This is a genomic window from Angelakisella massiliensis (assembly GCF_900104675.1).
In the GTDB taxonomy this organism is placed as follows: Bacteria; Bacillota; Clostridia; order Oscillospirales; family Ruminococcaceae; genus Angelakisella; species Angelakisella massiliensis.
Map to the genome: position 1 here is coordinate 1 of NZ_LT629941.1, position 12,947 is coordinate 12,947.

The window sequence follows — 12,947 nt, forward strand, 5'->3', positions numbered from 1 at the left end:
CCTTAGCTTATCCGGACGAAAGTCCTGATATGAAAATAGCTTCCCTGTGAAGGCAAGGCGCAAAGAATAACTGAGGCCGACACGAGGACAGCAAAATAGCCGGTGTTTATTACGGTGAGGTCCCACCTGTTCCCATCCCGAACACAGAAGTTAAGCTCACCAGTGCCGAAGATAGTTGGCGGGAAGCCGCCTGTGAAAATAGGTCTTCGCCGGCACAAAAGAAGAGTTGATAGCGGTTCCATCAGGGACCGCTATTAGCCCATTCCGAAAACTTTATATGCCTTAATAGCTCAGTCGGTAGAGCATGCGGCTGTTAACCGCAGGGTCGTTGGTTCGAGTCCAACTTGAGGCGCCACCAGGCGAGGGCCTGGAGCCAAACGCGCTCCAGGCCTTTTATTATAACCGGAATAAATGGCCCGTGCTTGATTTTAATAAATCTGAGTTATAGTCGCAGGCTGATACCGGTAATCACTGGGCGAGAATCCCAAATAGCTCGCTTTGCAGGTCTTGATTGCTGTTATTTTATGGTTTGGATTTGAGGAGAAATGACTTTTTGGAAACTCCAAATCCCAAAAGGATTCTCTTTATGATTTATATTTACTTTCAGTGAACAAAGGGTCAAAGCGTCAGCTGGAGAGAAAACAAACTTTGCTTCTTTCTTCACCTTGATAGACTTCCATCTTGTTTCTCATCCAACCTTCCAAAGTTTTCCACAGATGGCACGGACTTTTCCCGCAAGGCTGACGATGCAGCCTGTCTGTTGAAAGGTAAAGAGCAAAACGCCGTTGAATAGTGTTTCCAGATTCAGAAAAACATTTGGACCTTTATTGGGCGAGGGGATGGGACTGTTTAAAAGAAAATAGGTATACGATAGAGACTATTTGAAAATTTTGTTCACAAAAAGGGAACTGTTTGCAAGGCAGTTCCCTTTTTTGACATCTTTTTATTTGATAGAGAAAAAGAAGACTTTTTTGCCAATTCAGGTAGATTGTTGCAAGGCGGAGTAATAAGGCCGTTCAGGCAGCGGAGGAATTTTTAAAGCAGGAGAGGTTGCTACAATATCTTTTGTCAACTGGATAAAGGCCTGGGCAGAAGGCGAAAGACCAATATGCTTATTATAAGCGGCGATAATTTTGCGTCTGTAGGGCGGCAGATCCACGGTACAGCAAACAGGAATGTGGGGCGGATAAGGAGGTGTTACGCTGTTATCCGGGGTGAAAACCAATCCCAGTCCTTCACTTGCCAAATGAAAAGCGGTATCGCTGTTGTTGATTTCCCGGATTTCGCCCGGTTTAATCCCATGCTTTTCAAAGATTTGCCAGGTACACCGATACAATCCATGGCCCGGACTGGGACAAATAAAGGTTTGTCCGTTTAAACGCTCCGGTTCAATATATAAAAGATGTTCCAAGTCATTTCCGGACAAATTTTTCCCTTTGAGAATGGGATGTCCAGGAGCGACTGCCAGAATAATTGTTTCCTCACAGATGATATCAAAATCAATGTCCAGGGACATATTGGGAAGAGCGGTGATACACAGGTCAATGGTTCCCTTCAGTAGACCTTCTTCAAAAACGTCGCTTTTTCCTTCCACGATTTTAATATCGATGCCGGGATAAGCCTTCAAAAAAGGCGGTACAATATGGGGCAGCCAATATTCTCCCCGGGCGTTTCCGATGCCTATTACCAGGCGCCCCCGGCGCATCCCGGCAATTTCCTCCAGCTCATTGCTCAGGCGATGCTCAAGGGCGATAATTTTTTGCATCTCTGTAATGTAGTGCTCTCCGGCGTAGGTCAGTTGTATCGGATTGGAGGTACGATCAAATAACTTTACCCCCAAGCGCTCTTCCAGTTTGTTGATGGTTACAGTGAGAGCGGGTTGAGAGATATACAGTTTTTTGGCAGCCTGCGTCATGTTTTTTTCTTTGGCAATAGCCAGGACGTACTCAAACTTGGAATGATCCATCACAACTCCGCCTTTCCTTTCAAAATAAAATCTGTTTGATAAATATCAGTTTATCATGGCAATATATAAAATGGTATTGGACATAATAAATAAAAAATGTTATTTTTGAAATAGAAAAATATATATTTTTCAATGGGTTTAAAAGAGGAAAACCTGATCAATTTTCCTTTGACAGGGAAAGGAGCAAGCAATGAGCCAGAGTTTCTATGATCATTTGGTATTTACAGGATCGCATCGGGAAGTAGGACGTCAATATGGCGAGGCACTCAGAGAAAAAATTCTGGGACATCTGGAAATTATTTATCGAAATGCTTATAAAGTTTCTGGTGTAACCAAAGAAAAGGCACTGCAGATTGCTCAGATGTACGAACCGTATATTGAAAAATATGCGCCCCATTATTTGGATGAAATCGCCGGACTGGGGGAGGGTGCAGGGATTACCAAAGCGGAGGCGCTTTTGCTTCAGGTGCGGCAGGAAGTCGTTAATTTGGCACGGTTTGGTGGGATTGATCCTGAGTGTACTGCTTTCGCGGTGACTTCGGAATACACAGCAAACGGAAAGGTATACTCTGGGCAAAACTCGGATATGTATGATGATTTTCGCTCCATTACCAATGTCATTACCTTCTGCGTTATCGGAAAACCCCAGATTATGATGGCCGTTCCCGCCGGTCAGCTGAGTTTTTTGGGCATGAATTCCGAAGGTATTTCCTGCAACTGCAATATGCTGCACTGCACCGGCTGGAAGAAAGGGTTCCCCCGTTATCTCATGTCCCGTTTGATTCTGGAACAACGGACTTTTGAGGAAGCTTGCGCCAAAGCGGAGATTCCCGAGCGGGCGTCCCAACGGAATATTTTGATCTGTGATCGGGAAGGCCATATCGCCAATTACGAAACGACTTCTACTGATTTGGCACGGATTGATGGAAAAGGTTATTTGGTACATACCAATCATTTTCTGGCTCCTTCTATGTTCCAATATGAGAAATCCAACAACATTGAAACCCAAAACTCTACCACCAGATATCGCAGGATGTGCCAGCTGATCGAGGAGAATAAGGGGAAGATAGACGATCTGAAACTGCATCATTTTCTGGGAGACCATGGAACCGAACCGGACACCATCTGCATGCACGAAACAGCGGAACGCGGCTACCATACCTTTGTTTCCATTATCAACAATCTCACCGACAACGTAATGGAAGTGGCGGCGGGAAATCCCTGTTGCAATGAGTATGCCATTTATGAGTTTCGCTAAAGAAAAGGCCCGACTGGTAAAAAATAAAGGCGGAATTCCAAAAAACTGATTCAAAAGGCAACGGGGTGTTTCTTCACTGGCAAATGGTGAAAAGAGTTTTTTCATGAGGTTTTCTCACAAGGAAAGGGAATTTTTATCCATAAGTATAGGAGGGAGAAAAGCATGAGTGAGCAAGCCACGAAGACAAAGAAAAAATTTGAGGTACCTCATTCCCTGATTATTATTCTGGCAGTGATGCTGTTGACGGCAGTTTTGACTTATATCATCCCTGCGGGTACCTATGACCGGACAGTTTCCGAAAGCGGTCAGACCGTGGTGGACCCTGAGAGTTTCCATTATGTGGAGCGCTCCCCTGTCAATCCCATCGGCGTATTGGGATTGGTATTTCAGGGACTCACCGACGCCCAGGGTATCATTTTCGCTCTGATGTGCTGCGGTGGTGGGTTAGGCATTGTCCTTTCCACCGGAATGTTCCAGGGCGCCGCCGGAACCATGGGACGCCGGGTCAAAGGCAAGGAATGGGTGGTTATCGCCTCCCTGATGACCATTTTTGCCCTGCTGTGCATCCCCATCAACCTCAATAACTTTATTCCCTTTGCGCCTCTCGGTCTGGTAATCGCCGCAGCTCTGGGAATGGACGCCATTGTGGGAATTTCCATCATCATGCTGGGCGGTGCGGTAGGCTTCTCCTGCGGCGCGATGAACCTTTCCAACACCGGAACGGCCCAGAGCATCGCAGAACTCCCCACCTTTTCCGGCATAGAGTACCGGCTGTTCTGTATGATTCCCTTCCTGATTACCGCCATCTTTTATGTGGTGCGGTATGCGAACCGGATCAAGAAGGACCCCACTAAGAGCTACGTCTATGGTTTGGACCTGGGCACCGATGCCTCCCTGGAAAAGATTCCGGAGTTTACCAAGCGGCACATCCCCGTTGCTGTCGTTACCGCCATTGGCATCGGCACGATGATCTATCTGGCGCTGACCGGAGAAGCGGGCAACCAAACTACCGCCACCATCTTTATTTACATGGGACTGGCGGCCGGCATTGTTTACGGGATGAAGCCCAATGACATTTGCAAAGAGTTTATCAAGGGTCTCAAGAGTATGGCCGGCACCAGTATGATGATTGGTTTTGCCTATACCATTGCCATTATCCTTACCGATGGCAACATTATGGATACAGTGGTTCACGCTTTGGCTGGTGTTTTGAGTTATATTCCCCATATTTTCCAGGCTCCGGCCATGTTCATTATGCACATCATCATCAATCTGCTTATCACCTCCGGCAGCGGACAGGCCGCCGCCTCCATGCCCATTATGGTGCCGGTGGCAGATCTGCTGGGAATGAGCCGGCAGACTGCGGTTTTGGCTTTCAACTTCGGCGACGGCTTCTGCAACAACATCCTTCCCCACGCAGCTGCTACTATGGGCTTTGTGGGCGCGGCTGGCATCCCCTTTGGTCGTTGGTTCAGCTATGCCATCAAGCTCTTCCTCCTCTGGGTTGTGGTGGGATGCATCTTGCTGATGCTGGCCACTGTAATTGGGTACTCCTGAAACTTTCTTCTCATACATACAAGCACATACAGGCGGCGTCCCCGAACCCTGGGGACGCCGTTTGTATGGAGAAAAGAGGAAAAGCGACGGCCTGGGTAACGGTATTGTCTCAATGGTATGATGGTTTCATAAAGGAGCAGTTGCTTTTGTTTGGTATTCTCTTTTATTTACCCCTCGACAAAATGTTGCAAGAACTGCCGGAGAATAATTCAATTTTGTCTTCATTGCCGTTTTTGTCGAAAGCTTCTTGACAAGGGCAGCTTTGCCCCATAAAATAGTCGAGGTATGAATGGCAGGAGCCAAGTTGCGCCCCGAATGCTGTGCAGTGAGGCACGCCTTTTCCATCCCACGGAAAGGCGTGTTTTTTTGCGGCCTGGGCACAGATACGGGCAGAATCAGAGGGAGGAATCAGTGTATGAACACAACTGAAAAGACCGCTTCCATGGGTATGGAAGGCGTGCTGGGCGGTAAAGCTCAGCACCAGGAGCAGCCCCAAACGGTGGACCATGACTTTTCGTTGGAAAGTGTCCCCATGTCCGCCAGAAAGGCATTTATCCCCATGTTCTTTATCATGCTGGGATTCACTTTTTTCTCTGCCAGCATGAGCGTAGGAGCCAAGCTGGGCAATGGCCTTGATCTCAGCGGATTTGTTTGGTCCATTCTGCTGGGTGGCGTTCTGTTGGGAGCCTATACCGGTGTACTGGGTTATATCGGCAGCGATACCGGCCTTTCCCTGGACCTGCTGGCCCAGCGGTCCTTTGGCCGGTACGGTTCTTATCTCCCCTCGGCTCTGATCAGCTTCACTCAGATCGGCTGGTTCGGTGTTGGTATTGCCATGTTCGCTGTACCCGCCGCTGAACTGCTCCATGTGAGCCCTGTTGTGCTGGTAGCGGCTGCCGGCATCTGCATGACCAGCTCCGCCTATTTCGGCATCAAGGGCCTGGAAGTGGTCAGCTACATTTCTGTCCCCCTGATCGCAGTGCTGGGTATTTACTCCATGGTTACCGCCACCGTTCAGGGCGGCGGCCTGGAGGCCATCTTCAGCCAGAGTGCCGGCTCCCTCACTGTTTTCAGCGGTATTGGCCTGGTGATCGGTTCCTTTGTCAGCGGCGGTACTGCAACCCCTAACTTCACCCGTTTTGCCAAAACCAATAAGATCGCGGTTATCTCCACTGTAGTAGCCTTTTTCCTGGGCAATACCCTGATGTTTGCCTTCGGCGCTGTGGGCGGTGCTTTTACCGGTAAGGATGACATCTTCTATGTGATGATCGCTCAGGGACTGGCCCTCCCCGCTCTGGTGGTGCTGGGCGCCAATATCTGGACCACCAATGACAACGCCTTGTACACCTCCGGCCTGGGCCTGTCCAACATCACCAAGATCCGCAAGCGCCCCATGGTGCTGGTGGCCGGTGTGGTGGGTACCGTTACCGCTCTGTGGCTGTACAACAACTTTGTGGGCTGGCTCAACTTCCTCAATGCCACCCTGCCTCCTGTGGGCGCTCTCATCGCCTTGGATTTCTTCCGCCATCGGAAGGACTATGCCCAGGGCAGCGAAGTGGCAACCAATTTCAACTGGGGTTCTATCCTGGGCGTGGTGGCCGGTGCCTTGGTAGGAAACTATCTGCCTGTAGGCATCGCTTCGGTCAATGCCATGATTGCAGCCTGCATCTGCTATCTCATTGCAGAAATGGCCGGAAAGAAGTAAAATAGACACCGGAAGGATCGTGCCCCTCCGGAGAACAAAGGAGCAGGGGCTGTACAAAAGCCTTCTGCTCCTTTAAGCTGCCATCAAAGAAATTCTCAAAATTGCATCCTTGTGTTTGCGTGAATGAAAAATTCAACAAGAATGAGGGCGTCTGTGGAAAGGCTGCACGACCAAGAGAAGCGTCAAAAAAATCAAAGAAACACACCAGAAAGGGGATTATTGAATGCTGCTGAAAAACCTGTACCTGGAAAACGCGCCGGAAACCTGCGATATTCGCATTGAGGAGGGACGGTTTGCAGAAATCGCCCCCTCCATCGCTCCACGGGAGGGGGAAGAAGTGGAGGACCTGGGCGGACGTCTGGCTCTGCCGCCTTTCATTGAATCCCATGTCCACCTGGACACCTGCCTGACGGCGGGGGACCCGGTGTGGAATATGTCCGGCACCCTTTTTGAGGGGATCGAGTGCTGGGCCAAGCGCAAGGACAAGCTGACCAAGGCGGATGTCCGGGAGCGGGTAAACCGGGCGGTCCGGATGCAGGCGGCTAACGGTATCCAGCATGTTCGTACCCATGTGGATGTCACAGATCCCAAGCTGACCGCTATGGAAGCCATGCTGGAGCTGAAAGAGGAACTGCGGGATGTGATGGACATCCAGATCGTAGCTTTTCCCCAGGAAGGTATCCTCAGCTATCCCAACGGCAAGGAACTGATGGAGAATGCGGTGAAGATGGGCGCCGATGTAGTGGGCGCCATTCCTCATTTTGAGTTCACCCGGGAGTACAGTGTGGAATCCCTCAACTTTGCCATGGAATTGGCGGCAAAATATGACCGGTTGGTGGATGTTCACTGCGACGAAATTGACGATGAAGCCTCCCGCGGTCTGGAGACCCTGGCGGCCCGGGCCTATGAAATGCAGATGTTTGACCGGGTGACTGCCAGCCACACCACCGCCATGCATTCCTATAACAATGCCTATGTTCTGCGGCTGATGCGGCTGCTGAAGCTGTCCCGGATCAACTTTGTTTCCAACCCCCTGGTCAATACCCATCTCCAGGGCCGGGTGGACACCTATCCCAAACGCCGGGGTGTCACCCGCGTCAAGGAGCTGACAGCGGAAGGGCTAAATGTTTCCTTCGGCCACGACGATATCTTTGATCCCTGGTATCCTCTGGGCAACGGCAATCTGCGGGATGTGGTATTCATGGGGCTCCATGTCTGCCAGATGATGGGCTATCAGGAGATTATGGATTCCTATAAGTTCATCTCCACCAATGCTGCCAAAACTCTCCATCTGGGGGATGGCTATGGGATTCGGGTAGGCAACAGCGCCGACCTGATCGTGCTGGACGCCAAGAATTATTATGATGCCCTCAACTATAATTCTCCTGTCCTTCGCTCCTATAAGGCGGGACGTTTGATTGCCAGCGCTGTACCCGGGGAGAAAAAGGTACTTTTCTAAAAAAATCATTTACAAACAGCAGAAAAAGAATCCCGTGGCGGGGAAGATGGACTTCTCCGCCACGGGTTCTTTTTTATGGAAGATGAGAAGTTTTTCCCCTTATTCTGCAATCAGCAAAGAGAAGGTGGGGACGCCCAGGATCTGCCGTTTTAACCTGCTTTTGAGAAAGAAAAAGGAAAAGAGTATTTTCCCTTTTGCAGACTGCAAAAAGGCATGGTTATTATCCCATGTCCCTTCCCGCGGATGAGGTTGGGTAAAACGGCCCTATCTGTGGAAAATAACGGCGCAGAGAAAGTTGAAAAGAAAAGTTATCGCAAATAATGCTTTTCCCAAGCATCGGCTTCCTCACGGGAGGTAAAGATAATGATCTGTTTTTGGTCCCGATACTGATCCAACAGCCGGTAAATATCCGGCAGCTGCGTGTTTGGAAAATCCAATATCCACTGACGGAATTCCGGATCAAATTCTGTTTCCTGCCAGGGTATATCGGGACGGTCTTTTCCAATTCGTTCCGCCACTCCGGCAAGGCAGACCTCGACGGGATAATCTAGAAGAAATATGGTGTCACAGGCTGCTATACGCTGCTGTAAGGTGCGCTGATAGTTTCCGTCAATAATCCACTCCTTCAGGGCGAGAATCTCCTCCAAACGGGTATCAAACTCCTCCCGTGAGATGTTGGTTTTATCAGGCAGATGCCACAGCAGATCCAGATGAAACAGGGGCAATCCTGTAGCCCGATGAAGCTTTCTGGCAAAGGTGCTTTTTCCTGGGCCGGAATTGCCGATCACAAGAATTCTTTTCATTTTGTTTTTTTGAGAAAACATTCTGTCAGCTCCTCCCTATGGTATTTTGGGCTTTTCAAAACAGAGGTGAGAGGTTCGCCTGCAAATAAATTTTTAAGAGATCACTTTTAAACAAAGAGGGCCGCTCTGCTTATCAGAGCGGCCCTTCTTATACTTGCTTCATTTAAAAAGTGAATTACTTTTTGCGGATGATCAGCGCGCCGGCAGCGGCAATGGAGACCAGAGCCAGAGCGGAAGCCAGACCCATCACATCATTGGCGCCGGTGTCAGGGTTGTAGTTGATGATGGGAGAAGAAGAGGAGGAGCTGGAAGAGCTGCCGGAATCTTCTTCAGATTCAGAGCTGGAGGAAACGGATTTCAGCCGCACATCGGAAATGATGTAAGAAGTATTGCTGCTGATCTTGCCGGTCCAGGCATACAGATCCTCATCCCACTTCAGGTTGGAAGAAGTGAGCTTGCCATTGCTGTAACGATAAATATAAGCGTCTTCGTTATAGTCGGAGTAAACCTCCAGCTCCATGGAGCTGTTTACCCGGAAGTTCAATCCCATGATGTCGGCATCAGGATAGGTGCGGAACAAATCGGTGTCCACATCGGTGTCAAAACCGTAGATGTTCTCGTCTCCCTTGTAAGCGCGGCCATAAGCATAAGCATAGCCGTCGAAGTCAGCGGTCACCATACCATAGGAATCGCCTTCCCACTCTACATAAAGGGTATCACCATCAGCGATGGGTGGCAGTTCAAAATCAGAATCGCGCATCAGGCTGTAAGTTTCCTTCTGATAACCAACCTTCAGCTCGATCTTTTCGCCGCCGCCGTAGGAAAAGGTATCGTTGCGGCCCAGAATCTCATGACCGTCCTCACGAATGCTCTTTTTGGACTTTACCGCCAGCTCAGAGATGACTACATTGGGTTTATCGTCATTAGTGATGCCTTCGCCAACATTGTCCTTCAGGGTGATGACCACTACCTCATCCCCATCATCAAAAGCGATGGATTCAATGAGATCGGATCCCTTGGTGATCCGTTTGGTGGAAATGGTGAAGTTTTCACTGGAAAACTCTACATCACTGGGAATACTGGAGTTATCATCCTCGTTTTGAAACTGGTTGTAATCCAGTACAATCGTATCGCCAGGGGAACAAACTTCGCTGGGAACAGAATCCCATTCCTTTGCGTATGCCATGGTTACCAGCATAGACGCCGCCAACATAGCAGCCAACATCTTTTTCATGTTTCTTTCCTCCGTTAAAAATTACAGTCGCTGTTGGTGTTCACCTATACTAACGTTTTGCAGGTGTCACTTATTGTAGTATATTACAAAATTGTAATTATTTCAATGGGATTTCCCCAGGCTTAATGGATGAATTCCCAAGTTTTTGTAACTTTTTTATGAATTTATACGCGAATTGCCCTTATTGCTCACGGAAAATGAGTTCTTTTTCATTCATACTGTCAATAATCGCCAGGGATTCCAGCCGGATTCCCTTTTCCCGCAGCAGCCGGCCACCCTCCTGGAAGCCCTTTTCGATCACAATGCCGCAGCCTGCCAGCTTTGCGCCGGCTTTGCCCACCACATCGATGAGGCCCATCAGAGCGTTGCCTTTGGCCAGGAAGTCATCCAGAATCAGCACAGTATCCTCAGGCCCCAGAAAGCGTTTGGACACCATGATCTGATAGGTGGTGCCGTGGGTAAAGGACTCCACCTGAGAGGTATAGATCTCGCCGTCAATATTTTTGGTTTTGGTCTTTTTGGCAAACAGAGCCGGCACATGGAAGTACTGGGCGGTTACACAGGCAATACCGATGCCGGAAGCTTCAATAGTCAATATTTTGGTTACGCCGCAGTCCCCGAACAGGCGATAAAATTCCTTGCCGATTTCCTGATACAGTTCCACATCCATCTGGTGATTGAGAAAGCTGTCCACTTTGAGGATATTCCCGGCTTTGACAACGCCGTCTTTTTTGATCCGCTCCTCCAGCAGTTTCATTTTTCCACTCCTCCGCAAAGGTTTGCTGTCTGATTCTTCTGACCCATGGAACGGGCGCCGAAAGATATTTATACGTTACCACAGACTGGCATAAAAAACAAGAGACTGAGAGGAAAAGAGGCACTCTTTCCTTTTACAAAAGCATTTCACAGTCATGACACAATGCCGGTTTTTGGAGTTGCCAAAAATTTTTTGTTCTGATACACTGATTTTGCGATGAGAAGCTTTCGGAAAGGGAAAGTTCTTCATGGTGGGCCGCAGATTCTCCGGCTTTTTTGTGCAGAATGAAAAAGTTGATTTTTTTCGGTCCCCAGGTGCGATAAAAGTTCGGTTTCCCACATTAACAAGATGGAGGGAGTTTTTGAGATGCTGTTGTTTTGCGCGGTTTTGGGCGCTTCTCCAGGGGAGGGATCCGTTCCCCGGTTTCATCTGGATGAAGAGCTGATTCCCCTGATTGGGCAAGGGGACGGCCAGGCGCTGACCATCTTTTATCATCAAACGGAAAAGGCATTGTATGCCTATCTTCTTTCCATGCTGCGCGATCCTGAGGATACCCAGGATGTGATGCAGGACACCTATTTGAAGATCCGCTCCTGTGCCCACCTGTATCAGCCTCAGGGAAAGCCCATGGCATGGATTTTTACCATCGCCCGAAATCTGGCGCTGATGAAGCTGAGACAGCGGCGCAGGCAGGGAGAATTGCCCCCTGCGGAAGAGCTGGAAAACAGTCTGCGTTTTTCCGTCACCTGTGACCGGGAGGATGCTATCGTGCTCCAGGCGGCGTTGGGGCTGCTGGAGGAAACAGAACGGCAGATCGTGCTGCTGTTTGCGGTTTCCGGGATGAAGCATCGGGAAATCGCGGCACAGCTGGGCCTGCCCCTGTCCACTGTACTTTCCAAGTATCACCGCAGCCTGAAAAAACTGCGCAAGTACCTGGAAGAAAAGGAGGCGCTGTCATGAAAAGAAAATCCCGCAAGCAGCTGCTCCGTTCTCTGAACCGGGCCGTGGAGGCACAAATGCCGGATTTGCTGGAGCAGATCTCCAGTGCCCCGGTGCGGAAGATGGAGGAAATGGATTTCATTACCGCCCAGCCTGCTTCCCCAGACAGAAAAAGAAACAGTTGGATTCCCCGGATGGCGGCAGTATGCTGTATGCTGCTGCTGACCTTGGCGGGGGGATGGTTTTGGCAGACGCGCCTGCCTTACAGCCTGGTGGATCTGGATGTCAATCCCAGTATTCAGCTGACAGCCAGCAGATCAGACCGTATTTTGAAGGCAGAGGCTTTTAACAGCCAGGCCCAGGAAGTCCTGGGAGAGATGGACCTGAGAGGGGTTCCCTTGGATGTAGGAGTCAACGCCATTATCGGTTCTATGGTGACCCAGGGCTACCTTAATGAGCAGCATAGTACCGTCCTGGTAACCGTGCAGAGCTCCAACCAGCAAAAAGCAGTGGAAATGACCGCCTCTCTCGCAGGTGAAATCAGCCAGCAGCTGACTACAGCCGGGCTGACACCCAAGGTATTGTCTCACGCTTCCCCTTTGGAGGAAAAATCTCAGGGGGCAGCGGTCCAGGGAATTTCTCCCGGCAGAGTGGCGCTGATCGAACACATTCTGGCACAGAAGCCGGAAGCAGACCGTGAGACCCTTTATCAAATGTCGGTGGATCAGCTGCTGGGATATTGTTACAGCAACCATTTGGACTTATCCGATTTTACCTCTGATGATCCTGATGATGAATGGGATGATTGGTACGACGATTGGGACCAGGAGCAGGACGACGAAGACGATTGGGACCAGGAGCAGGACGACGAAGACGATTGGGACCAGGAGCAGGACGACGAAGATGATTGGGACCACCAAGAGGAGGATGATGACCAGGGCGACCAGGACGACGGGGATGATGATAGAGACGAGGACGACCAGGACAACCAGGACGATCGGGATGACCAGGAAAATGACCATGACCAGGATGACCGGGACGATGGGGATGACCAAGAAAATAAGGATGACCGGGACGAACGGGATGATCAGGAAGAAGAGGACGACCGGGAAGACAGGGACGACGATGAAGATGACCGGGATAACCGGGACGACAGAAACGATGAGGATGATGAAGACGACCAGGATGATGAGTCAGATGGGGATGACCGGGATGATGAGCATGACTGACAGATAAGAGGTTAAAAGCAAATACAGGTTTCAGGGCGCG

The 12,947-nt window shown here is 49.8% G+C and carries 12 protein-coding genes, 1 tRNA gene and 1 rRNA gene; 9 read left to right on the forward strand and 5 right to left on the reverse strand.

Going from position 1 to position 12,947, the window contains the following annotated elements; translation table 11 throughout:
- Nucleotides 1–98 precede the first annotated feature (98 nt).
- Nucleotides 99–215 (forward strand): 5S ribosomal RNA (gene rrf / locus BQ5383_RS00010).
- A gap of 64 nt (nucleotides 216–279) precedes the next feature.
- Nucleotides 280–355: transfer RNA gene (locus BQ5383_RS00015), tRNA-Asn, on the forward strand.
- Nucleotides 356–517: 162 nt separating this feature from the next.
- Here the strand turns inward: BQ5383_RS00015 and BQ5383_RS20915 are convergent.
- Entirely contained in the window at nucleotides 518–664 is a 147-nt protein-coding gene (locus tag BQ5383_RS20915; protein WP_172724561.1) for a hypothetical protein, read from the reverse strand.
- 315 nt (nucleotides 665–979) lie between these two features.
- A complete protein-coding gene (locus BQ5383_RS00020; RefSeq protein ID WP_139193292.1) occupies nucleotides 980–1,966 on the reverse strand; it encodes a LysR family transcriptional regulator in 987 nt (328 codons plus the stop codon).
- Nucleotides 1,967–2,156: 190 nt separating this feature from the next.
- Here BQ5383_RS00020 and BQ5383_RS00025 point away from each other — a divergent pair, with 190 nt between their 5' ends.
- The 5 genes from BQ5383_RS00025 (at nucleotide 2,157) to codA (ending at nucleotide 7,945) form a co-directional block, all read left to right on the forward strand.
- Nucleotides 2,157–3,224 carry a C45 family autoproteolytic acyltransferase/hydrolase gene (locus BQ5383_RS00025; RefSeq protein ID WP_071428810.1) on the forward strand — a complete coding sequence of 356 codons (1,068 nt, stop codon included), beginning with the start codon at nucleotides 2,157–2,159 and terminating at the stop codon, nucleotides 3,222–3,224.
- A gap of 162 nt (nucleotides 3,225–3,386) precedes the next feature.
- Entirely contained in the window at nucleotides 3,387–4,781 is a 1,395-nt protein-coding gene (locus BQ5383_RS00030) for a YfcC family protein (protein WP_071428811.1), read from the forward strand.
- Between the two features lie 65 nt (nucleotides 4,782–4,846).
- Nucleotides 4,847–5,032, forward strand: a complete 186-nt coding sequence (locus tag BQ5383_RS00035) for a hypothetical protein (protein WP_071428812.1) — start codon at nucleotides 4,847–4,849, stop codon at nucleotides 5,030–5,032.
- A gap of 197 nt (nucleotides 5,033–5,229) precedes the next feature.
- Nucleotides 5,230–6,486, forward strand: a complete 1,257-nt coding sequence (codB, locus tag BQ5383_RS00040) for a cytosine permease (RefSeq protein ID WP_071428841.1) — start codon at nucleotides 5,230–5,232, stop codon at nucleotides 6,484–6,486.
- Between the two features lie 223 nt (nucleotides 6,487–6,709).
- Nucleotides 6,710–7,945 (forward strand): cytosine deaminase, encoded by a 1,236-nt coding sequence (gene codA, locus BQ5383_RS00045; protein ID WP_071428813.1) that lies wholly within the window; start codon nucleotides 6,710–6,712, stop codon nucleotides 7,943–7,945.
- Between the two features lie 308 nt (nucleotides 7,946–8,253).
- Here codA and BQ5383_RS00055 read toward each other — a convergent pair whose 3' ends face one another.
- The 3 genes from BQ5383_RS00055 to BQ5383_RS00065 all read right to left on the reverse strand — a co-directional run bounded on the left by BQ5383_RS00055 (nucleotide 8,254) and on the right by BQ5383_RS00065 (nucleotide 10,739).
- Nucleotides 8,254–8,769: a P-loop NTPase family protein gene (locus BQ5383_RS00055; protein ID WP_235821899.1), complete on the reverse strand. Its 516-nt coding sequence runs from the start codon at nucleotides 8,767–8,769 to the stop codon at nucleotides 8,254–8,256.
- A gap of 154 nt (nucleotides 8,770–8,923) precedes the next feature.
- Entirely contained in the window at nucleotides 8,924–9,982 is a 1,059-nt protein-coding gene (locus BQ5383_RS00060; RefSeq protein ID WP_071428815.1) for a hypothetical protein, read from the reverse strand.
- Nucleotides 9,983–10,163: 181 nt separating this feature from the next.
- Nucleotides 10,164–10,739 carry a xanthine phosphoribosyltransferase gene (locus tag BQ5383_RS00065; RefSeq protein WP_071428816.1) on the reverse strand — a complete coding sequence of 192 codons (576 nt, stop codon included), beginning with the start codon at nucleotides 10,737–10,739 and terminating at the stop codon, nucleotides 10,164–10,166.
- 366 nt (nucleotides 10,740–11,105) lie between these two features.
- Here BQ5383_RS00065 and BQ5383_RS00070 point away from each other — a divergent pair, with 366 nt between their 5' ends.
- On the forward strand, nucleotides 11,106–11,699 hold the full coding sequence (locus BQ5383_RS00070) for an RNA polymerase sigma factor (protein ID WP_071428817.1): 594 nt from the start codon (nucleotides 11,106–11,108) through the stop codon (nucleotides 11,697–11,699).
- Nucleotides 11,696–12,907: an anti-sigma-I factor RsgI family protein gene (locus BQ5383_RS20920; protein ID WP_071428818.1), complete on the forward strand. Its 1,212-nt coding sequence runs from the start codon at nucleotides 11,696–11,698 to the stop codon at nucleotides 12,905–12,907. The genes BQ5383_RS00070 and BQ5383_RS20920 overlap by 4 nt, the downstream gene beginning before the upstream one ends.
- Nucleotides 12,908–12,947: the final 40 nt, after the last annotated feature.